The organism is Paenarthrobacter sp. 22069 (assembly GCF_052046035.1).
Classification (GTDB): Bacteria; Actinomycetota; Actinomycetes; order Actinomycetales; family Micrococcaceae; genus Arthrobacter.
In genome coordinates this window covers 133533-154227 of the sequence record NZ_JBQEQF010000002.1, presented here as the reverse complement: position 1 = coordinate 154227, position 20695 = coordinate 133533, and the positions used below count along the sequence as shown (strand labels likewise).

19 protein-coding genes are annotated in these 20695 nt (G+C 66.0%); 15 read left to right on the top strand and 4 right to left on the bottom strand.

Annotated elements, in window-relative coordinates:
- The first annotated feature begins 51 nt into the window (after positions 1–51).
- The 9 genes from ACTJK0_RS02200 (at position 52) to ACTJK0_RS02160 (ending at position 10363) form a co-directional block, all read left to right on the top strand.
- On the top strand, positions 52–603 hold the full coding sequence (locus ACTJK0_RS02200) for a F0F1 ATP synthase subunit B (RefSeq protein WP_043453401.1): 552 nt from the start codon (positions 52–54) through the stop codon (positions 601–603).
- Positions 603–1430, top strand: a complete 828-nt coding sequence (locus tag ACTJK0_RS02195) for a F0F1 ATP synthase subunit delta (RefSeq protein WP_110541035.1) — start codon at positions 603–605, stop codon at positions 1428–1430. Before ACTJK0_RS02200 ends, ACTJK0_RS02195 begins: the two co-directional genes overlap by 1 nt.
- A 78-nt stretch (positions 1431–1508) precedes the next feature.
- Complete coding sequence (atpA, locus tag ACTJK0_RS02190) at positions 1509–3146, top strand: F0F1 ATP synthase subunit alpha (RefSeq protein ID WP_141160059.1); 1638 nt, start codon at positions 1509–1511, stop codon at positions 3144–3146.
- 70 nt (positions 3147–3216) lie between these two features.
- Positions 3217–4107, top strand: a complete 891-nt coding sequence (locus tag ACTJK0_RS02185; protein WP_110541033.1) for a F0F1 ATP synthase subunit gamma — start codon at positions 3217–3219, stop codon at positions 4105–4107.
- A gap of 82 nt (positions 4108–4189) precedes the next feature.
- Positions 4190–5644, top strand: coding sequence for a F0F1 ATP synthase subunit beta (gene atpD / locus ACTJK0_RS02180; RefSeq protein ID WP_110541032.1), 1455 nt, complete (start codon positions 4190–4192; stop codon positions 5642–5644).
- Position 5645: 1 nt separating this feature from the next.
- Positions 5646–5930, top strand: coding sequence for a F0F1 ATP synthase subunit epsilon (locus tag ACTJK0_RS02175; protein WP_018760117.1), 285 nt, complete (start codon positions 5646–5648; stop codon positions 5928–5930).
- Between the two features lie 10 nt (positions 5931–5940).
- Positions 5941–6372: a DUF2550 domain-containing protein gene (locus tag ACTJK0_RS02170; RefSeq protein WP_043453392.1), complete on the top strand. Its 432-nt coding sequence runs from the start codon at positions 5941–5943 to the stop codon at positions 6370–6372.
- 5 nt (positions 6373–6377) lie between these two features.
- Positions 6378–7706, top strand: a complete 1329-nt coding sequence (locus ACTJK0_RS02165) for an alpha/beta hydrolase (protein ID WP_440744083.1) — start codon at positions 6378–6380, stop codon at positions 7704–7706.
- Positions 7700–10363: a bifunctional lysylphosphatidylglycerol flippase/synthetase MprF gene (locus ACTJK0_RS02160; protein WP_440744082.1), complete on the top strand. Its 2664-nt coding sequence runs from the start codon at positions 7700–7702 to the stop codon at positions 10361–10363. The genes ACTJK0_RS02165 and ACTJK0_RS02160 overlap by 7 nt, the downstream gene beginning before the upstream one ends.
- Before the next feature lie 133 nt (positions 10364–10496).
- On the opposite strand, the gene ACTJK0_RS02155 is transcribed toward ACTJK0_RS02160, so the two are convergent.
- Entirely contained in the window at positions 10497–10700 is a 204-nt protein-coding gene (locus tag ACTJK0_RS02155) for a cold-shock protein (protein WP_003804766.1), read from the bottom strand.
- Between the two features lie 305 nt (positions 10701–11005).
- Positions 11006–11701 carry an endonuclease NucS gene (nucS, locus tag ACTJK0_RS02150; RefSeq protein WP_110541028.1) on the bottom strand — a complete coding sequence of 232 codons (696 nt, stop codon included), beginning with the start codon at positions 11699–11701 and terminating at the stop codon, positions 11006–11008.
- An 80-nt stretch (positions 11702–11781) separates the two neighbouring features.
- Between nucS and ACTJK0_RS02145 the strand changes: the two genes are divergently transcribed.
- Together ACTJK0_RS02145 and ACTJK0_RS02140 are read left to right on the top strand one after the other, a co-directional pair.
- Positions 11782–12135, top strand: coding sequence for a hypothetical protein (locus ACTJK0_RS02145; RefSeq protein WP_043453387.1), 354 nt, complete (start codon positions 11782–11784; stop codon positions 12133–12135).
- 77 nt (positions 12136–12212) lie between these two features.
- The gene (locus ACTJK0_RS02140) at positions 12213–13004 is read left to right on the top strand and encodes an alpha/beta fold hydrolase (protein ID WP_110541027.1); all 792 of its coding nucleotides are present in this window, start codon (positions 12213–12215) and stop codon (positions 13002–13004) included.
- Positions 13005–13086: 82 nt separating this feature from the next.
- Here the strand turns inward: ACTJK0_RS02140 and ACTJK0_RS02135 are convergent, their stop codons facing one another.
- Positions 13087–14400: an AI-2E family transporter gene (locus tag ACTJK0_RS02135; RefSeq protein ID WP_110541026.1), complete on the bottom strand. Its 1314-nt coding sequence runs from the start codon at positions 14398–14400 to the stop codon at positions 13087–13089.
- A 234-nt stretch (positions 14401–14634) separates the two neighbouring features.
- Here ACTJK0_RS02135 and ACTJK0_RS02130 point away from each other — a divergent pair, with 234 nt between their 5' ends.
- From ACTJK0_RS02130 to ACTJK0_RS02115, 4 genes are read left to right on the top strand one after another with little or no spacing between them, the layout of a single operon-like run.
- Positions 14635–16308 carry a hypothetical protein gene (locus tag ACTJK0_RS02130; RefSeq protein WP_110541025.1) on the top strand — a complete coding sequence of 558 codons (1674 nt, stop codon included), beginning with the start codon at positions 14635–14637 and terminating at the stop codon, positions 16306–16308.
- 52 nt (positions 16309–16360) lie between these two features.
- Positions 16361–17359 (top strand): tetratricopeptide repeat protein, encoded by a 999-nt coding sequence (locus ACTJK0_RS02125; protein WP_110542059.1) that lies wholly within the window; start codon positions 16361–16363, stop codon positions 17357–17359.
- Positions 17359–18456, top strand: a complete 1098-nt coding sequence (locus tag ACTJK0_RS02120) for an NADH:flavin oxidoreductase/NADH oxidase (RefSeq protein ID WP_440744081.1) — start codon at positions 17359–17361, stop codon at positions 18454–18456. Before ACTJK0_RS02125 ends, ACTJK0_RS02120 begins: the two co-directional genes overlap by 1 nt.
- A 14-nt stretch (positions 18457–18470) precedes the next feature.
- Entirely contained in the window at positions 18471–18779 is a 309-nt protein-coding gene (locus tag ACTJK0_RS02115) for a DUF3253 domain-containing protein (RefSeq protein ID WP_440744080.1), read from the top strand.
- A gap of 26 nt (positions 18780–18805) precedes the next feature.
- Here ACTJK0_RS02115 and ACTJK0_RS02110 read toward each other — a convergent pair whose 3' ends face one another.
- Entirely contained in the window at positions 18806–20683 is a 1878-nt protein-coding gene (locus tag ACTJK0_RS02110) for a Na+/H+ antiporter (protein ID WP_440744079.1), read from the bottom strand.
- Between the last annotated feature and the right edge of the window lie 12 nt (positions 20684–20695).

Here is a 20695-nt window from a genome sequence, read left to right as displayed (position 1 = left end):
TTCAGAACTTCAGCGAACATTCAGAACCGAGTAGATAAGGACGGGTGAAATATGCATCAGCTGATCATCTCAGCCGCCGCTGAAGGCGACGTCAACCCCCTTGTTCCCAATGGCTGGGAAATGCTGGTTGTCTTCGTGGGCTTTGCCATCCTCTTCTTCATCGTGGTCAAGTACGTTGTCCCGATGTTCGAGAAGACCTTCGCCGAGCGTGCCGAGGCCATTGAAGGCGGCATCGCCAAGGCTGAAAAGGCCCAGGCTGAGGCGTCTGCTGCACTCGAAGAGTACAAGCAGCAGCTGACCGACGCCCGCACCGAAGCCAACCGCATCCGTGAGGAAGCCCGCGCCGAAGGTGCCCAGATCCTTGCGGATCTCAAGGAGAAGGCGGCAGCCGAGTCTGCCCGCATCACCGCACAGGCACACGCGCAGATCGAATCCGAGCGCCAGGCGGCCGTTGTGTCGCTGCGTTCCGAGGTAGGCACCCTGGCCACCACCCTTGCCGGCCGCATCGTGGGCGAAGCCCTCGACGACGACGCACGTGCAGCACGGGTTGTGGACCGCTTCCTGGCAGATCTGGAGTCCCAGAACGCAGGTGCAGCTAAGTAATGGCAGGCGTATCGAGCGAATCGCTGGCAACAGCCCTTGCCGCGCTGGAAGCAAAACTTCCCACGGCGTCACTGCAGCTGGCAAAGGAACTCTTCGGAATTCTGGGAATGGTGGACAGCTCGGCTGGCTTGCGCCGTGCCCTGACTGACCCCTCCCGCAGCGGTGACGAAAAGTCGGCGCTGGTCAGGCAGCTGGTTGGCGGAAAAGTCTCCGCTGATGCTGCTGAGATCGCGGGCGGACTGGCCAGCTCACGCTGGGCATCGGCGCGTGACATCGGCGATGCACTCGAGACTCTTGCCGCAACGGTGGTCATTTCCGTTGCTGAAAACAAGTCGGCCGTTTCTGCCTCCGGAATCACTGGCCTGGAAGAGCTGGAGAACGATCTGTTCTCCTTCAACCAGGCTGTTGCCTCCAGCCACGAGGTACAACGTGCTCTGTCCGAACCGCAGGCAAGCGGCGCAGCCAAGGCTGTCTTTGCCGAAAAGCTGGTGCCGGGCGCCAGTGAGGAAGCCAAAGTCCTCATCACGCAGGCCGTCACCGAGCCGCGCGGGATCAAGCCCACGCGGCTTGTTGAACGGTTCGCCGAGCTGGCGGCCAAGCGGCAGCAGCGCTGGATTGCAACGGTCAGTGTGACCCGCCCCTTGTCGCAGACGCAGCTGGCACGCCTCCAGGCGGGCCTGAATGCCCTGTACGGACGGGAACTGAAGGTCAACCTCAACGTTGACCCGTCGCTCATTGGCGGAATCCGCGTCCAGGTGGGTGACGAGGTGCTGGACGCCTCGGTTATCACCCGGCTGGGCGAGCTGCAACGCCAGCTGGCCGGCTAGCCGGACAAGCACAACCAAACTGATAGAAACCCCGGTCACCGTTTGCGGTGATCACAAACAGGAGAGCAGGGACTGCAGATGGCCGAATTGACCATCAACGCCGACGACGTCCGTAATGCGTTGAACGAGTTCGCGGCGTCCTACGAACCCGGAAACGCAGAGCGCGTAGAGGTTGGCCGTGTAACGACCGCAGGTGACGGCATCGCCCGTGTTGAGGGCCTTCCCTCGGTCATGGCGAACGAGCTTCTTCGCTTCGAAGACGGCACGCTGGGCCTGGCCCAGAACCTTGACGTCCGCGAGATCGGTGTCATTATCCTCGGTGACTTCCAGGGCATCGAGGAAGGCCAGGAAGTGCACCGCACCGGGCAGGTCTTGTCCGTTCCGGTTGGCGACGCCTTCCTTGGCCGCGTGGTTGACCCCCTGGGCCAGCCCATGGACGACCTGGGCGAGATCAAGGCTGAGACCACCCGTGCCCTGGAACTCCAGGCGCCCGGCGTGACCCAGCGCAAGTCGGTCCACGAACCGATGCAGACCGGCCTCAAGGCCATCGACGCGATGATCCCGATCGGCCGCGGCCAGCGCCAGCTGATCATCGGCGACCGCCAGACCGGCAAGTCCGCCATCGCGATCGACACCATCATCAACCAGAAGGCCAACTGGGCTTCGGGCGATGTCACCAAGCAGGTCCGCTGCATCTACGTCGCCATTGGCCAGAAGGCGTCCACCATCGCCGCCATCCGCCAGACCCTCGAGGACAACGGCGCGCTGGAGTACACCACCATTGTGGCCTCTCCCGCGTCCGACCCCGCAGGCTTCAAGTACCTGGCACCGTACGCGGGCTCGGCCATTGGCCAGCACTGGATGTACGGCGGCAAGCACGTCCTGATCGTGTTCGATGACCTGTCCAAGCAGGCCGAGGCATACCGCGCCGTGTCGCTGTTGCTCCGCCGCCCGCCCGGACGCGAAGCTTACCCGGGCGATGTCTTCTACCTGCACTCCCGCCTTCTGGAGCGTTGCGCCAAGCTCTCCGACGAGCTCGGTGCCGGTTCCATGACGGGCCTGCCGTTGATCGAGACCAAGGCGAACGACGTGTCCGCCTACATCCCGACCAACGTCATTTCCATCACCGACGGCCAGATCTTCCTGCAGTCGGACCTCTTCAACGCCAACCAGCGCCCCGCTGTTGACGTGGGCGTCTCGGTGTCCCGCGTTGGCGGTGCAGCCCAGGTGAAGTCCATGAAGAAGGTCTCCGGTACCTTGAAGCTGGACCTTGCCCAGTACCGCGACATGCAGGCGTTCGCGATGTTCGCATCCGACCTGGATGCAGCGTCCCGCCAGCAGCTGACCCGTGGCGCCCGCCTGATGGAACTGCTCAAGCAGGGCCAGTACTCTCCGTTCCCGGTCGAGGACCAGGTTGTGTCCATCTGGGCCGGCACCAACGGTTACCTGGATGACGTCCCCGTCGAGGACATCAGCCGCTTTGAAGCCGAGTTCCTGGAGCACCTCCGCCACAAGTCCTCGATCCTGACCACGCTGGCCCAGACCAACGTACTGGACGATGACACCGTTGCCGCTCTGAAGTCCTCGATTGTGGACTTCAAGAAGGGCTTCTTCGGCGAGGGTGACAACCACCTGGTAGGCGCCGGCCACGAGGAGCATGACGCTATCTCCGAGGGCGAAGTCGACCAGGAAAAGATCGTCAAGCAGAAGCGCTAGTTCCGCATCGCCGGGTGTGCCGGGCCCCANTCCGGCACACCCGGCTACGGAATGTTAGGAAAGGATAAGTATGGGAGCCCAGATCCGGGTCTACCGCCAGAAGATCAGCTCGACCACGTCGATGCGCAAGATCTTCAAGGCGATGGAACTGATCGCTACCTCGCGCATCGGGAAGGCCCGTGCGCGCGTAGCAGCTTCACTGCCTTACGCGAACGCGATCACGCGCGCCGTTTCTGCTGTCGCCAGCCAAAGCGAAATCGACCACCCGCTGACCACTGAGCCGGAGCAAATCCGCCGTGCCGCCGTCCTGGTAATTACCTCGGACCGTGGCCTGGCAGGTTCCTACTCCGCCGGTGTGCTCAAGCAGGCGGAAGGTCTCTTCGAGCTGCTCCACGACGAAGGCAAGGAAGTCAAGACCTACCTCGTGGGCCGCAAGGCCCAGGCGTACTTCGAATTCCGGAACCGCGAATATGCGCGGGTCTGGACCGGAGGAACCGACGCTCCAGAGTTCGCCACCGCCCGTGAAATCGGCGAGGCGCTGCTGTCAGATTTCGCAACTGACTTCGAGGAGGGCGGCGTGGACGAAATCCACGTTGTCTACACCCGCTTCAAGTCCATGGTTACCCAGGAGCCGACGGTCATCCGCCTGCTCCCGCTGGAAGTAGTGGAAGAACAGGCTGCTTCCGAATCGGAGCTCCTGCCGCTGTACGAGTTCGAGCCGGAAACGGAGCGTGTCCTTGACGCCCTGCTGCCGCGCTACATCGAATCCCGTATCTTCGCAGCCATGTTGCAGGCGGCAGCTTCCGAGCTTGCAGCCCGCCAGCGGGCGATGAAGTCCGCAGGCGACAACGCAACGGACCTGATCAAGAAGTACACGCGCCTGCGCAACACGGCCCGCCAGGCCGAAATCACGCAGGAGCTCTCCGAGATTGTTGCAGGTGCCGACGCCCTCGCGTCGTAGCCTCCCGACCCTCGGTTCCGCGGAACCAGCACCACCACAGATAGACTTAACCCCACGCCATCTACTGAATGAAGTGAGAGAGATGACTGCCACTGCTACCGAACACGTAGCCGCAACGTCCGGTGCAACCGGCCGTATTGCGCGCGTAATCGGCCCGGTTGTCGACGTCGAATTCCCGGCTGACGCAATCCCGTCGATCTATAATGCCCTCACCACCGAGATCACTCTCAACGGTGAGACCAAGACCATTACCTTCGAAGTTGCGCTGCACCTCGGCGACAACCTCATCCGCGCCATCTCGCTGCAGGCAACCGACGGCCTGGTCCGCGGCACCGGCGTCATTGACACCGGTGCCCCGATCTCCGTGCCCGTTGGTGACGGCGTCAAGGGCCACATCTTCAACGTGCTGGGCCAGCCCCTGGACGTTGCCGAGTCCGAGCTGGATGTCAGCGAACGCTGGCCCATCCACCGCAAGGCTCCCAGCTTCGCTTCGCTCGAAGGTTCCACCGAGATGCTCGAAACCGGCATCAAGGTCATCGACCTCCTCACCCCCTACATCAAGGGTGGAAAGATCGGCCTCTTCGGCGGCGCCGGCGTGGGCAAGACCGTTCTGATCCAGGAAATGATCACCCGTGTTGCCCGCAACTTCGGTGGTACCTCCGTCTTCGCCGGTGTGGGCGAGCGTACCCGTGAAGGCAACGACCTCTGGGTTGAAATGGAAGAGGCAGGCGTCCTCAAAGACACCGCCCTTGTATTCGGCCAGATGGACGAGCCGCCGGGAACGCGTCTTCGCGTGGCCCTGTCCGCACTGACCATGGCGGAGTACTTCCGCGATGTGCAGAACCAGGACGTGCTGCTCTTTATCGACAACATCTTCCGCTTCACTCAGGCCGGTTCCGAGGTTTCCACGCTGCTGGGCCGCATGCCGTCCGCAGTGGGCTACCAGCCGAACCTGGCAGATGAGATGGGTCTCCTGCAGGAGCGCATCACCTCCACCAAGGGCCACTCCATCACCTCGATGCAGGCCATCTACGTCCCCGCAGATGACTACACCGACCCGGCTCCGGCCACGACCTTCGCACACCTCGACGCGACCACGGAACTTTCCCGTGAAATCGCCTCCCGTGGTCTGTACCCGGCCGTTGACCCGCTGACGTCCACCTCCCGCATCCTGGATCCCCAGTACATCGGCAAGGACCACTACAACACGGCAGTCCGCGTGAAGCAGATCCTGCAGAAGAACAAGGAACTCCAGGACATCATCGCCATCCTCGGTGTCGATGAACTCTCCGAAGAAGACAAGATCGTCGTGTCGCGTGCACGCCGCATCCAGCAGTTCCTCTCGCAGAACACCTACACCGCAAAGCAGTTCACCGGCGTCGAGGGCTCCACGGTTTCCATCAAGGACACCGTTGAAGGCTTCGCAGCCATCTGCGACGGCGAACTCGACCACATCGCGGAGCAGGCGTTCTTCAACGTCGGTGGCCTCGATGACGTTGAGCGTCAGTGGGCCAAGATCCAGGAACAGACCAAGTAATATGGCTGAGCTTGAGGTTGAGATTGTCGCAGCGGACCACTTCGTGTGGTCCGGAGCGGCCAAGATGGTCAAGGCCCGCACCAGCGATGGTGAAATCGGAATCCTGCCCGGCCACTCGCCCCTGCTGGCGATCCTGGCCGAGGGTGAGCTGGCCATCCAGCCGGTGTCCGGGGACCGTATTGCGGTGGATGTCGACGGCGGGTTCTTCTCCGTGGACAACAACCGCGTGGTGATCGTTGCCGACAACGCCCAGCTGGGCGGCTCGGCTACCGCTGGGATCCGCTAGCACGACCTTGATGGACGCACCGGGTATTCCGTTCATCGCACTGGCAATCGCCTTCGGATTGCTGATCTTTGCACTGTGCCTTTCGGGGGTGCGCCGCTTCAACCTGCGGCGTGCCCTCGGCACGGTGGACGCCTCCATTTGCGTTGCTGGAAACAGCTGGCAGATGGGGGTTTGTCGTTATCAGGACAACGACCTTGAATGGTTCCGGCTGATCTCTCTGAGTGTCCGGCCCAAGTACACGTTCAAGCGCAGCTCGCTTGAACTTCTCGGGCGCCGGAAACCCACGGAGGCGGAGGCCGTTAAGGTCCAGCCCGACGTCGTCATCGTCGAACTCCGGTACGAAGGGCAGGATCTGCGCCTCGCCATGAAATTCGACGCCTACACGGGTCTTTCGTCCTGGCTCGAGGCAGGTCCTGTCATCGGCGTGGGGACCTGGCGCTAGCCAGCGTGGACTGGATTTCAGACATCCGGCTGACGGACGGACCCCTGTACGGAACCGTCCTGGTCTTGGGAGTGGCCGGAGCAGCGTTCCTCCTGGTGCCGCCCTGGCGGGCTTCGCCGGTCCCGGCCTACCGGGCCCGGGCCTGGTCTGTCCGCATCCTCATCGCGGCAGCCGCGGCGTGTGCGCTGGTGGGAACGGTGCACTGGCTGCTCATCAACGTATTCACAGTGTTCCCCGAAGACCTGCCAAATCCGGTGCTGCTGTGGTTCTTGCCGGGTGTCACCGCTGTCCTCCTTGCCTTGTTCCGGCTGCCCGCGACGAGTTGGGGCGGTCGCGGAAGCGGCATCATGGCAGCGCTGCTGGTGGTGCTGCTCTCGGCACTCCAGATCAACGCCTATTTCGGCCTCAACAGATCCATCAGCGATCTGATGGGCACGGCCCTTGCCCGGATCCCGGTGCTCGAGCAGGAGCTTACGCGGCATCCCGGTGAAGCCGACGGCGTGGCACTGCAGGGCTGGAAGCCTGCGGGTGAACTCCCGGACGGTGGCGTCCTGCGCAAGGCAGCCATTCCCGGGACGAAGTCAGGGATGAACGTCCGGGACGCCTACATCTACTTACCGCCGGCCTACTTCGCGGCCAACCGGCCGGCCCTGCCGGTCCTGGTCCTGGTGGCCGGCCAGCCGGGTGGACCTGCAGACTGGCTCACCGGCGGTGCCATCCGCGGCCACATGGATTCCTTTGCGGCCGCCCACGGGGGAGTTGCCCCCGTGGTGGTCATCCCGGATCCGAACGGCTCGCAGTCGGCCAACACCATGTGCATGGACAGCAGGATCGCCAAAGCGGACACGTACCTTTCCGAGGACGTTCCGCAGTGGATCGGCTCCACGCTGGCTGTGGACACCAACCACAGCCACTGGGCGGTGGGCGGTTTCTCCTTCGGCGGCACGTGTGCCGTTCAGATGGGAACCCGGCATCCGGAGGTCTACGCTGATGTTCTGGCGTTCTCCAGCGAAGCCGAACCGGCCATCGCGAAGGAACGGCAGAAGACTATTGACGCAGCCTTTCCCGGGCACCCCGAAGAATTCACCCAGCAGACTCCACTGGAGATCATGAAACACCAACGGTTCGAGTCCAGCGGCATGTACCTGACTGCCGGCCAAAGCGATCCGGAGTTCGTGGCCAACCTCCATACGCTGGCGGCCGCGGCGCAGAATGCAGGCTTCACGGTGCAGGCGCACGAGGTGGAGCATACGGGGCACTCCTGGGATACCTCGTCCAAGCGTTTCCCGGACGCCTTGCAGTTCCTCGGCTCGCGGTGGGGCCTCCAATGGTGAGCACCAGGAACCCGGAGCGCACCGGAGCGATGATGTGGGCCGCCGTCGGAAAACCGGCGGTGCAGCAGGCAATGCTCACGCTCAAGTCCATGCCCTTTACCCTGGGCGTCCTCGCCGTCTTCCTCGGGGCCGCAGCCCTGACCGGCAGCTTCCTGGACGGACCGCCGGAACAGCTCCTGGGAACCGCCTCGGTCAGCGGGCCCGGCCTGCGTGACGGCCTGTGGTGGTCACTTTTCACCAGCCTCTTCTTCGCCACCAACCCGCTCGCGTACCTCGCCGCGTCGCTCATGATCGTGCTGCTGCTCGGCCTGGCAGAGCGCAGGCTGGGACGCCGCGCCGCCGTCGGACTCTTCTTTGGCGGGCAGTTCGCGGCGGTTACGGTGTTCCTGCTGGTGACCCAACTGGCCGGCTACGTTGGCGACGGCTGGCTGGACACCATGGCCGATGACAGCCTCATCGGCCCTTACGCCCCGGTGCTCACCGCAGGACTGGCCGCCAGCGCCCGCATCCCGCTGCTGTGGCAGCGGCGGCTCCGCACCACCGTGCTGTCCGTCTCGATCCTCCTGGTCCTGTACGTCGGCCACGCGGAAACGGTCATTGGCCTCATTGGGGCGCTCCTTGGCCTCCTGGCGGGCTGGTGGATCCAGGGTGACCAGGGACGCCTCCACCGGCACAGGTCCACGGGCCGCGAGACCAGGAACCTGCTGGCGCTCACCGTTGCGGTCTTTGCTGTAGGACCCATCCTGACCGGGATCACCCGGGCGCCGACCGGCCCGCTGGCCCTGCTGCGCGACGTGGTGCTCAGTCCCATGCCCACACTGAACCAACTCGTATTCAACTGCGGAGCTACCGTGGATGCCTCCTGCCTGGAGACGGGCCGCGCGGGTTTTGCCGGACCCTTCGGCCTTGCCCTGGCGGTGGTGCCTGTCATCCTGCTGCTGATCTGTGCGGACGGCATGCGCCGCGGCCGCCGGCTGGCCCTCAACATCGCCCTCGCCATCCAACTGGCCGTGACGGCTCTTGCGGCGGTCTACCTGACCCTGTTCGCCCTCGTTCCTTCACGGCTGCAGGGCACTCACGCCACACCGATGTCGTCCGCCTTCGCCCACGTGCTGCCACTCGTGATAGTTCCCCTGCTGCTGGCAGTGGTCCTCTGGCTTAACCGCCGCCAGTTCCGCGTGCAGACCCGCCCCGGCGCCCGGCGGAAGCTCGCCACCGTGGTCTGCGGCACGTGGCTTGTCCTGTCCAGTTCCTACACCGTGGCCTGGTTCTGGTCAGGCGGATTGTCCCGCGACGGCGGCGTGCTGGGCCTGTTTGCCGAGCTGGCCCGGCAGTATGTTCCGGTTCCCATTCCGCAGCATCTCCGCCGGGTGTTCCCGGAGTCCGACAGCGCCGAGGCACTGCTTTTTGCCTACTCGGGCCCGGTGTTCTGGCTTGTCGCCCTTGGCGCGGTGCTGTGGGTGCTGTTGGGCCGCCGCCATGGACTCCACTTTGGCAGGCAGGACCGGGACCGCGCCCGGGGGCTGCTCCACCAGGGCGGGGGCCCGCTGTCCTGGATGGCATTGTGGGAGCCCAACACGTACTGGTTCAGCCCGGATGGGGCAGGGGGCATGGCCTTCCAGCAGCACGGCACGGTGGCGCTGACCCTTGGCGGCGCTTTCGGTGACCGTGGGGCCGAGCAGCGCGTCACAGAAGGGTTCCTTGATTATTGCCGCAGCCACGCTTTGATCCCCGCACTGTATTCATGCGATGACGCCATCTGGCCCATGCTGAAGGACCGGGGCTTTTCGCGGGTGGCGGTCGCCCAGGAAACCCGCCTGGCCCTGAACGAGCTTGAGTTCAAAGGCAAGGAGTGGCAGAACGTCAGGACCGCCCTGAACCGGGCGGCCAAACTGGGGGTCCACGCCGTGTGGGGACCGTACCATTCGCTGCCGGCGGCCCTGAGGTCACGGCTGAACGAGGTGTCTGAGGAGTGGGCGGCCGGCAAGTCCGTTCCTGAAATGGGTTTCACGCTCGGGGGAGTGGACGAGCTCGACGACGGGGAAGTCCTGTGCTGCCTTGCCGTGGACGGCCACGGAACGGTGCACGGCGTCACCAGCTGGCTTCCGGTGTACGACGGCGGCCGGCTGGTCAGCCGGACGCTGGACGTCATGCGCCGGGGCAGTGAGGGGTTCCCGGGGGTGATGGAGTTCCTCATCGCATCGGCTGTCCTGGAACTGCGTGACTCCGTCGACGTGATCTCCCTTTCCGGTTCGCCGCTGGCCGCCCGTCCGGACCAGGCCCCCCGTCCGGACCAGGCAGCCCGGGACGGGGGCGGCAGCAGCGGCACCTCCGGCACCAGCTCCGCAGACACGGGGGACGCCGGCCCCGGTGACGGCATGGAAAGCGGAGTCGGGGACAACGCGGAGGCCGCAGACGAGGGCGCGCAGAACCTCGTGCGGATCCTGGACCTCGTGGGCCACGCGCTGGAGCCCGTGTATGGCTTCCGCTCCCTGGCGGCATTCAAGTCCCGCTTCAAGCCCGAATACCGTGCGCTGTACCTGTACTACCAGGACCCGCTGCACCTCCCGGCCATCGGCAGGGCACTGACCCGTGCGTATCTCCCCGGCCTCTCGCTGGCACAGGGCGCACGGCTGGTCCGCAAGCTGGTCAGCTGAACAGGCACCGGAAAAAGCCGTGTGCTGAAACTGGTATTTCCGCTGCAATAATTACGGCAAAACAATGGTCCCCGGCAATTATGCCGGGGACCATTGTTTTGCCGACAGCCGCATTCAGCGGCCGGGCGGGAAACTAGACGACGGTGACGCCGGTGGCCTGGGGGCCCTTGGCGCCCTGGCCGATTTCGAACTGAACGCGCTGGTTCTCGTCGAGGGTCTTGAAGCCGCCGGTCTGGATCTCGGAGTAGTGAACGAAGACATCGCCATCCGAGTCGTCCGGGGTGATGAAGCCGAAGCCCTTTTCAGCGTTGAACCACTTGACGGTTCCCTGTGCCATTTATTTCTCCTCATTATGGAACTTTTTAAGACCGGCACACCTCGTGCCGGCCTTGGTCACTCCGCGAGAAGAATCCTGGCTTGCCTTGCCCGGTGAGGGGTCCGGCGCTGCAGGAGCTTCGCGCTCGCAACATGTCTTGCGAGCATGAAAAACACCTACACAAAGACTGAGATAAGAATTTCATGCCCGTTCCCGCAGGTCAACGGCTTGCGCTGCAAAAAGGATAAAAATTGGGTTAAAACGGGGTGACCGATAACCCTTCCTCACCGCGCGTCAATTAGGTGCCTTAAGCAACGGCAGAGGAATTAGAAGAGCCGGGATTCACTGTCATCGACCCCGCGCATGGCGTCGTAGTCCAGGGTCACACAGTCGATGCCCCGGTCGTTGGCCAGCACCTTTGCCTGCGGCTTGATCTGCTGCGCCGCAAAGATGCCGCGGACCGGCGCCAGCAGGGGGTCGCGGTTGAGCAGTTCCAGGTACCGGGTCAGCTGTTCCACGCCGTCGATGTCCCCCCGGCGCTTGAGTTCGATGGCCACTGTGGCGCCGTCCGCGTCCCGGGCCAGGATGTCCACGGGGCCGATTGCGGTGAAGTATTCGCGCCTGATCAGGGAATACCCCTGGCCCAGCGTTTCGATCTGTTCGGCCAGGAGCCGCTGCAGGTCAGCCTCCACCCCGTCCTTGATCAGTCCCGGATCCATGCCGAGCTCGTGGGAGGAATCACTGATCTTTTCGTGGATGTTGATGATGAGCCGGTCATCGGTCTTGGCTGACTGTACGGTCCACTGTTCCACCACCCCGAGTTCGAGGTCCACGTCGTCGGGGGACGAAACCCGGAGCGAGGCGGGCGGGCTCATCCAGTTCAGCGGCTTGTAGGAGCCGCCGTCGGAGTGCACCAGCACGGAACCGTCCGCCTTGACCAGCAGGAGGCGCTTGGCGAGGGGGAGATGGGCTTTGAGCCGGCCAACGTAATCAACGGAGCAATGGGCTATGACAAGTCGCACGCCGTACAGACTACCGCGTGGGCCCGCACCGGCCGTTCCCGACGGCGGGGTGGACGGCGGCGCTGGGGCAGAATGGATACATGCCGCGTTCCAACCGTCCCCGCCGTCCCGTGTCAGGCAAAGGTCCTGTCTCCGGCAAGGGCGCAGGGCGGAAGCGGAACGGAGACGTTCCGGAGCTGGACCTGGAGCGTGCCCGGGCCGGTATTGCCCGCAGGGAGAGTGCTCCCGATGGCGAGTGGATGGTCCGCACCATGACCGCCAGGAACGCGGAGAAAACGTACATCTGCCCGGAATGCTCCACAGCCGTGCTGCCGGGGGTTGCTCACTTGGTGGTTTGGAAGGACGACCACCTCTTCGGCGCAGCCGCCGGGCTTGCCGAACGGCGCCACTGGCACACCAACTGCTGGCTGACGCGCAGCTACCGCTACCGCTGACTGTCCCTTTCGCTGGGTGCCGCACCGCAAACCCTTGGCCGCGGAAGAAACCGCCTGCTGTCGCTAAGCTGGCAGGCATGACTTTTGATCCGGCGTCGTACGAATTCAGCCCAACCCGGGGCCCTGCTCCCATCCGCGCCTCCACGGTGCTGCCTGCCCGGCGCGAAAATATTGAGCTGCAGACAGAGGACGGCCACACACTGGTCGGGGAGCTGGCGCTGCCTGAATCCGGTCCGGTCAAGGCCACCCTGATCACGCTCCACCCGCTGCCCACCCACGGCGGCTTCATGGACTCGCATGTCTACCGCAAAGCCTCCTACCGCCTGCCGGCGCTGGCGGGCATCGCTGTGCTGCGCTTCAACACCCGCGGCACGGCCTCCCCTCGGGGCACCAGCAGCGGAAGCTTCGAGGAAGGGATCGGCGAACAGTATGACGTGGAGGCGGCGGTCCGTTTCGCCGTCGCGCGCGGCCTTCCCAACCGCTGGCTGGTCGGCTGGTCCTTCGGGACGGAGCTGGCCCTGATGTACGGCGCCGTGGAACCGGTGGCGTCGCAGATCGAAGGGGCGGTGCTGCTCTCGCCTCCGCTGCACCGCGCCACGGACAAGCACCTGCAGCTGTGGGCGGAATCGGGCAAGCCCCTCACCGTCCTGGTGCCCGAGCACGATGACTTCCTGCAGCCGGCTGAAGCAGCCGAACGCTTCAGCCTGGTGCCGCAGGCCCGCGTGGTGGGCGTTGCCGGCGCGAAGCACCTCTGGGTGGGGGAGAAGTACGCGGCGCGGGTCCTCAACGACATCGTGGCGCAGGTAAGTCCCGGCCAGGCGCGGCTGCCGCAGGAATGGGACGGACCGGCAGCAACAGCCGGCGCGTAGGGACGGCTGCAGAACGCGACCGGCTGCAGAAGACGACCGGCTGCGGAACGGGACTGGCCGCCGGACGGGACGCGGGAAGTGCTTAGTGCTGGTCCTGGCGGACGATGTAGATTTCGCGGAGCAGGAGCAGGACGGCCGCCGCGGTGGGGATGGCGATCAGGGCGCCGAGCACGCCCAGCAGGCTGCCGCCGGCAATCACGGAGATTACGGCGACCGCGCCGGGCACGGCAACCGCCTTCTGCATGATGCGGGGCGAGACGAAGTAGGCCTCGAACTGCAGGTAGGCGAAGTAGCAGACCGCGTAGATGGCAGCTGACTGCCAGCCCTGGGTGAGGGACACCAGGATCACGACGATGCCGGCGATCATGCCGCCCACCAGCGGGATGAAGGCCAGCAGGACCACCACGAAGGCCAGGAGCAAGGCAAACGGGATGCCCACGATGGACATCACCACGAAGGCGAAAGTGGCATTGAGCAGCGCCACGCAGGCCTGGCCAATGACGTAGTTGCCAACGGAACGGGTGATTTCCTCCGAAAGGGCAGCCACCCGCTTGCGGCGGGAGCGCGGAGCCAGCCGGTAGCCCCATTTCTTCATGGCCGGCAGGGCGGCCAGGAAGTACAGGCTCAGCACCAGCACGATCAGGGTGCCGAAGAGTCCGTTCGCCACCGTGGATCCGAAGCCCACGACACCGCCGAAAATGCCCCCGACGGCCGCCGGGTCATTGACGAACTTGTCGAGTTCCTCGGTGATGCGGTCGCGGATGCCGAACTGGTCATCGAGGCTGCGGAAGAAGTCCGAAGCCATGAAGCTGCGGACCCAGTCGGGGGCCTGCCGCACGATTTCCGACACCTGTTCCACGATCGTGGGGATGAGGGTGGCAAAGAAGCCGACGACGGCGCCCATCAGGACAGCCACGGACACCAGGATGCCGGCGGGCCGCGGGATCTTCCGGTTCTCCAGCCAGCCCACCACCGGCTCCAGGCCCAGGGCGATGAACAGCGCAGCGACGATCCACAACAGCAGCTGCGTGGTGTGTGAGCCGATCCAGTAGACCAGCAGGGCCAGCCCGACACCGACGGTCCCCATGAACCCCATGTAGAGCGGATGCTGCGGCGACATCCGCGGCCCGGGGTGGCCGAACTGCGGCTCGTCGTCACCGGTGAGGTCCGAATCCGAGGCCTGTCCGGTGTACTCCGGCGGCATTTCGAACCGCAGCCTGGGCTGCGCACCGGGCAGGGGCTGGCGCAGCCGGCGGACCACTTCGGCGAGGGCAGCAGTGGCGGTGCCCCTGCGCCGGGCCGCCATCCCCAGCGGCGGCACGGGAGCGGGAACAGGGCCCTTGGGATCCCGGGAATTTCCGGCATGGGCCGAGGACGGGTCCGTCTTGTCTGTCACGTGTTTTTGCGGCCTGTTCCGTGCGTGGCACCGCTTGCGCGGGCCGGTGTGATGATCATCGCAAACACTATCAGCAGGCTTGTCAGCAGACGCCGAAGGCGGCCGTCAGGGGTGCGTGAACCCGGGGCCGGGACAGCCCCAAAGGGCCCTGTGGTAACAAAAAGGTTACTATTGGAGGCAAACCCCCGCTGATGATAGGTGTTTCCCTTGCGTTTAAAGACTGCAGCCGCACTTGTGCTGCTCGGCCTCCTGACACTTTTGGCCGGCATCGGCCAGAGAACCATCTGGGCTCCATCCGAGACGTTCACCGCGTCCGTGCCGGCCGACGCCGCTGCCGCTCCGCTGACCGTCATTGACCAGAAGCTGCGCACCCTGCACGGCGGAACCGTCAAGATCGACATCCAGGGCGATGGAAACTTCATGCTGGCGACCGGCCGTCCGGATGACGTCAGCGCATGGGTGGGCAAGGCAGCCCACAACACCATCACCGGTGTCTCCGCGGACGAAAAGTCCCTTACGGTTGAGCACGCCGACGGTGAAGGCACCGTGCCCAACCCGGCCGGATCCGATCTTTGGGTGTCCAACGAGAACGCCAGCGGCGAATTGGAATACACCTGGACCCCGCCTGCCGACGGTGACTGGAGCCTGCTGCTCGCCTCCGACGGCACCAAGCCGGCGCCGGCCTCGGTGTCCATGACGTTCCCGAACGACACCTCCACGCCGTGGGCTGTTCCGCTGATGGTCCTTGGCGGCCTGCTGATCGTGGGCGGCGTTGTCCTGGCGCTGCTGTCTGCCCGCAAGAAGGACGGCGAGGGCGATGGCGGCAGCAGCTATGCCCGCCGTGCCCGGGCACGGAACGGCGCCCCGCAAGGCCAGGCGCCGTCGTCGTCCTCGAAGGCCACCATGGTGGCAGCGGGTGTCGCCGCTGTTGTCCTGGCCGGCACCGGGACCGCGGCCCAGGCAGCCACCCCCAGCCCCGCTCCCTCCGGCAGCGCCTCCTCCCAGCCCGCCAAGGAATCAGCGGCGGCACCCGTTCTGCTCGACGCCCAGTTCCGCCGCATCCTGGAGCAGGTCTCCAGCGCCACCGACGCTGCGGATGCTGCCAAGGATGCCGCAAAGCTCGCAGACCGCGTCGCAGGGCCCGAACAGGAAATCCGCACCCAGAACTACAAGATCCGCTCCCAGGTGGGCTCCTACGAGCCGCGCATGCCGGTCCGTTCCACCAAGCTGCTGACCACCGTCGTGACCAGCGGCCGCGACTGGCCCCGCTCCGTGCTGGCAGTCACCCAGGGTGAAGGCAATGTGGTGCCGCAGATCCTGACGCTTGTCCAGCAGTCTCCGCGCGAGAACTACAAGCTGATGGAGACCACGCCCCTGCAGCCCGGCACCACGTTCCCGAACATCAGCCGGGGCGGCACCGAAACCCTGGCTGCCGCGGACAAGACCGGGCTCCTGTACAGCGGTGAAGAGGCGATGTCCGGACTGGCCGACAGGCTCACGTCCGCGGACTCGCCCTTCAAGGACAAGCTTGTCGAGGGCGAGTCCTCGCCCTACATCGCTGACACCCTGTCCTACCAGGCTGAGGTGGTCAAGGCCGGCGAGAACGGCAACTTCTCCTTCACCCACAAGGTGGTTCCCGAAAGCACCGTAGTCTTCCGCACCTCGGACGGCGGCGCCCTGGTCCTGGGCCGGATCAACTTCGGCTTCGAGGGCACGCCCAAGGCCGCCGGTGACAAGCTCACCATTGGCGATGACGCCGCGGCCCTGGCCGGCGGCAAGGAAACCACCACCGGCATGGTGCTGAGCTTCGCCGAATCCATGGCGGTGTACGTTCCGCCGGCAGGATCCACGGACCCCATGAAGCTCATCGCCGCCACCCGCGGGCTGGTCGGGGCAAGCTTCAAGTAGGGCCCTGATGGCATTACCCCCGGCAGCGGCCGGAGTGGCTAGAGTGGGAAACATGAGTTCGCCAGCTTCCCGCCCAGTCCCTCCTGCCGCTGCCAGCCTGCTTAACCTGCGCGGCGCCGTCGACCTTTCCTCGCTGAAGCGGCCCGCCACTCCGGCCGGCACGGCTCCCGCCGGTCCAGCCGCCCCGGCCGCGGCCCCCCAGGATCTGGAGCCCGGCGCCCCGTCCGGCGCGCCTGAACTCAAAGTCAACGTCACCGAAGCCAACTTCCAGCAGCTGGTGGAACTCTCCGTGCAGGTGCCCGTGGTGTTTGCCCTCTGGGCGCCCTATTCGCCGGAATCCACCAAGATGGTGGAGACCCTGGACCATGTGGTGGCAAGCTACGGCGGCCGCCTGGTCCTCGGCGCAGCCGACATCGACGCCTTCCCCCAGCTTGCCCAGGCCTTCCAGGTGCAGGCCGTGCCCACTGCCGTTGCCGTCCTGAAGGGCCAGCCCGTCCCGCTCTTCCAGGGCGCGGCGGACGAACAACAGGTGCGCGCCCTCTTCGACGAACTCCTGAAGGTTGCGGCAGCCAACGGCGTCACCGGCAGCCTGGACGCCGGCGCGGCCGGCGAACCCGAGCCCGCACCGCTGCCGCCGTTGCACCAGGCCGCATTTGAGGCCATCGAGGCCGGCGACTATGCCGCCGCCGCTGACGCCTACCGCCAGGCCCTGAAGGAAATGCCCTCGGACCACGAGGCGAAGGCCGGGCTGGCGCAGGTGGAGCTGATGGGCCGGCTGCAGGCGGTGTCCGCCCAGGACAGCGAAGCGCTGCGGGCGCAGGCAGCCAACGAGCCCGACAACCTGGACGCGCAGCTGGGCGTGGCGGACCTGGACATAGCCGGCGGCCATGTGGAAGACGCGCTGAACCGCCTGGTGGCCTTCATCGGCAGGAATTTCGGTCCCGGGCGTGAGGCCGCACGGGTCCGGTTGCTGGAGCTGTTCGATGTTGTAGGTGCCGGCGACGAACGGGTGGCAAAGGCACGCCAGGCCCTCGCGCGGGTGCTGTTCTAGTGTCGGCCCTGTTCCAGCCCCTAACGCTCCGGTCCATGGAACTGCAGCACCGAGGCTGGGTCTCACCCATGTGCCAGTACAGCTGCGATCCGGACGACGCCCCTGGGGTTCCCACTGACTGGCACCTGGTGCACCTGGGCGGTTTTGCCGTCGGTGGTGCCGCGATGATCCTTACGGAGGCCGCGGCAGTGAGTGCCCAGGGCCGGATCAGTCCACGCGACGCGGGACTGTACAACGACGAGCAGGCGGCGGCCTGGCAGCGGATCATTTCCTTTGTGCACCGGCATGGTGCCGCGGGCGCCAAAATCGGCGTGCAGCTGGCCCACGCCGGCCGGAAAGCCTCCACCTACTGGCCGTTTTCGGGTAAGCACGGCAGCGTTCCCGCGTCCGACGGCGGCTGGGACACCGTGGGCCCGTCCACGACCTCCTTCGAGGGATATGCGGCGCCGGCAGCGATGACGGGTGAGCAAATCGGGGCCGTCATTTCCGATTTCGCCGCTGCCGCCGTGCGCGCAGTGGACGCCGGGTTTGACACCGTGGAGATCCACGGGGCGCACGGCTACCTCCTGCACCAGTTCCAAAGCCCGTTGATCAACCAGCGCGACGACGAGTGGGGCGGAGACGAATCAGGCCGGAACCGGCTGATGCTGGCCGTGGTGGACGCGGTCCGGGCTGCAATTCCCGATTCGATGCCCCTGCTGCTGAGGATCTCGGCCACTGACTGGGCACCGGGCGGCGTGGAGCAGGGAGCGTCGGTGCGACTGGCGCGCGAGGCCGCTGCCCGCGGTGTGGACCTGGTGGATGTCTCCAGCGGAGGGGCGGTGGCCCACCAGCAGATCAAGCCGGGCCTGGGCTACCAGACCGGCTTTTCGGCAGCCATCCGCGAGGAAGCGGGAGTGGCGACCGGGACGGTGGGCCTGGTGACCGCGCCAGGCCAGGCGGAGCATGCTGTTGCCACCGGGCAGGCCGACGGTGTCTTCATTGCCCGGGCTGCGCTGCGGGACCCGCACTGGTGGCTTCGGGCCGCGTTCGAACTGGGCTATGACCTGGCCTGGCCGCCCCAGTACGAGCGGGCCATCCCGCGCCGGACTTTCTGACGGCGGCCTCCGGAATGGCATCGCCACAGGGAAGCGGGGCGCAGGGAAGCGGGGCGCAGGGCAGCGGGCCGCAGGGCGGGGTGGGCCGGCAGCTGGAAGCGACCATCCTGGAGCTCCTGGCGTCGCGGGCGGCAACGTCCACCATCTGCCCCTCGGATGCCGCCAGGGCTGTGGGTGGAGACAGCTGGCGCCACCTCATGGAGCCTGCGCGCGAAGCCGCCCGGCGCCTGGTGGCCGAGGGCCAGGTCCAGATTACCCAGGGCGGCTCCGTGGTGGATCCGGCCACGGCAAAGGGCCCGATCCGGATCCGCAGGGTCCGCTAGGACCAGCGCGCGCGTTCCCTCGTTTCTCAGCCCAGAAGGTCGTCCACGTAGCACCAGCGCCATTCTTCGCCGGGTTCAATGCTCTGCATCACCGGGTGGCCGGTCTCCTTGAAGTGTCGGCTGGCGTGCCGCCCGGCCGAGGAGTCGCAGCAGCCGATGCTTCGGCACCCCAGGCACATGCGCAGGTGCACGGTGGTTGTTCCCTCGCGTTCGCAGCCTTCGCAGGCCGGATTATCCGGGACGGGCGAGGGCATGGCCGCCGTCAGGTGGTCGCAGACGCCGCCGGGCTGGGACAACCCCTCACCCCCGCCGCCCTCCTGCGCTGAATCGAGTTCGTGGAGGGACGCGTCGAGCATGGACTCCTCGATATCGAGCCGCTCGAGGACCTCGCTGAGCACTTCGTGGGCAAAATCCCCGCCGCGCCTTAGCTCCAGGACCTTGTCCCGTTCAGCCTGCAGCATCGCCATCCGCAGCTGGGCGTAGCGCTGGCTGGGGGTGGCCGCTTCCGCCGAAGACCTGCCCAGGCGTTCCCAGGCTGCCAGCCCCCGTTCCTGGGTCCGCCGCCTGAGCATGTCCATGACCTCCGGCGGGTCGCTTTCGCGCCGCAACTCCTCCAGCCGCTCCATCCCGGCCGTGGTGGCCAGCTGCATCAGCGAGGCCTGGTTCAGGGCGTCCTCCCGCGTGTCCGGTCCGGGGAGCCCCAGCGCCCGGACCAGTACGGGCAGCGTGAATCCCTGCAGCACCAGGGTCCCGGCTACCACCACCATGGCTGCCAGGACCAGCACGCCGCGGTGTTCCAAGTCCCCGGGCAACGTCAGGACCGCGGCCAGGGTGACCACGCCGCGCATGCCGGCCCAGGACACGATGGCGGGGAACTGCCAGGGCGGTGCCGGGTCCGTCCGCTGCACGGAAGGGATCAGGCGGGGCAGGTACGTGGCCGGAAAGACCCAGACGGGGCGCAGCAGCAGCACCGCCAGCAGGATGACGGCGCAGCCGAGCCACACCCGGCCCGCACCCAGCGAATCGTCCTGGACGCTGTCGATGATGGTCCGCACCTGCAGGCCAATGAGCAGGAACACTGCGTTCTCCAGCAGGAACTGCACGGTGTCCCAGTTGCTCCGTGAACTTTGCCGCGCGGCGCCGTTTGGCATGGACGGCGCCTTGGCGCCCATCACCAGGCCGGTCACGACGACGGCGAGAACGCCGGACGCGTGGATGGCTTCGGCAGGGAGGAACGCAACGAAAGGCGCCATCAGTGAGGTTGAGGTGTTGATGGCAACGTTGCTGATCCGTTTCCGGATTTCGGTCAGGACGTAGGCCACGGCGAGGCCCACCGCCAGCCCGCCGCCCGCTGCCACGACGAAGCCGCCGGCCACGTCCAGTGCGGACACCGAACCGGCGATGGCCGCCAGGGCGGCGCGGAGGCACACCAGCGCGGTGGCGTCATTGACCAGCGACTCGCCTTCCAGGATGTTCACGATCCGGCGCGGCATGCCCACCTTCCGTGCGATGGCCGTCGCCGCCACCGCATCCGGGGGTGCCAATACCGCGCCCAGGGCGAAGGCCGCGGCCAACGGGATCTCCGGGAACAGCCACCACACCACCAGGCCCACTGCCAGCGTGCCGAAAATGACGTAGCCCACGGACAGCAACGCGATGGAGCGGCGGTTGGTCTTGAAGTCGAACAGCGACGTGCGGAAGGCGGCCGCGTACAGCAGCGGCGGCAGGAGGCCCACCAGCACCAGTTCGGGGTTCAGCTCCACCTGCGGGATGAACGGCAGGAAGGAACCGGCCACCCCGGCCAGGACCAGGAGCAGTGGGACCGGGATGTTCAGTTTGCGCCCCGCGGCGCTGCCGGCGCACACCACGGCAACGATCACCAGCAGGCCCAACGCGATGTCCATGAGGTTAGTTTC

Coding starts and splice junctions, on each gene's coding strand:
- ACTJK0_RS02200 (WP_043453401.1), top strand. CDS start 52: ATGCATCAGCTGATCATCTCAGCCGCCGCTGAAGGCGACGTCAACCCC.
- ACTJK0_RS02195 (WP_110541035.1), top strand. CDS start 603: ATGGCAGGCGTATCGAGCGAATCGCTGGCAACAGCCCTTGCCGCGCTG.
- atpA (WP_141160059.1), top strand. CDS start 1,509: ATGGCCGAATTGACCATCAACGCCGACGACGTCCGTAATGCGTTGAAC.
- ACTJK0_RS02185 (WP_110541033.1), top strand. CDS start 3,217: ATGGGAGCCCAGATCCGGGTCTACCGCCAGAAGATCAGCTCGACCACG.
- atpD (WP_110541032.1), top strand. CDS start 4,190: ATGACTGCCACTGCTACCGAACACGTAGCCGCAACGTCCGGTGCAACC.
- ACTJK0_RS02175 (WP_018760117.1), top strand. CDS start 5,646: ATGGCTGAGCTTGAGGTTGAGATTGTCGCAGCGGACCACTTCGTGTGG.
- ACTJK0_RS02170 (WP_043453392.1), top strand. CDS start 5,941: ATGGACGCACCGGGTATTCCGTTCATCGCACTGGCAATCGCCTTCGGA.
- ACTJK0_RS02160 (WP_440744082.1), top strand. CDS start 7,700: ATGGTGAGCACCAGGAACCCGGAGCGCACCGGAGCGATGATGTGGGCC.
- ACTJK0_RS02155 (WP_003804766.1), bottom strand. CDS start 10,700: ATGGCACAGGGAACCGTCAAGTGGTTCAACGCTGAAAAGGGCTTCGGC.
- ACTJK0_RS02145 (WP_043453387.1), top strand. CDS start 11,782: ATGCCGCGTTCCAACCGTCCCCGCCGTCCCGTGTCAGGCAAAGGTCCT.
- ACTJK0_RS02140 (WP_110541027.1), top strand. CDS start 12,213: ATGACTTTTGATCCGGCGTCGTACGAATTCAGCCCAACCCGGGGCCCT.
- ACTJK0_RS02125 (WP_110542059.1), top strand. CDS start 16,361: ATGAGTTCGCCAGCTTCCCGCCCAGTCCCTCCTGCCGCTGCCAGCCTG.
- ACTJK0_RS02115 (WP_440744080.1), top strand. CDS start 18,471: ATGGCATCGCCACAGGGAAGCGGGGCGCAGGGAAGCGGGGCGCAGGGC.
- ACTJK0_RS02110 (WP_440744079.1), bottom strand. CDS start 20,683: ATGGACATCGCGTTGGGCCTGCTGGTGATCGTTGCCGTGGTGTGCGCC.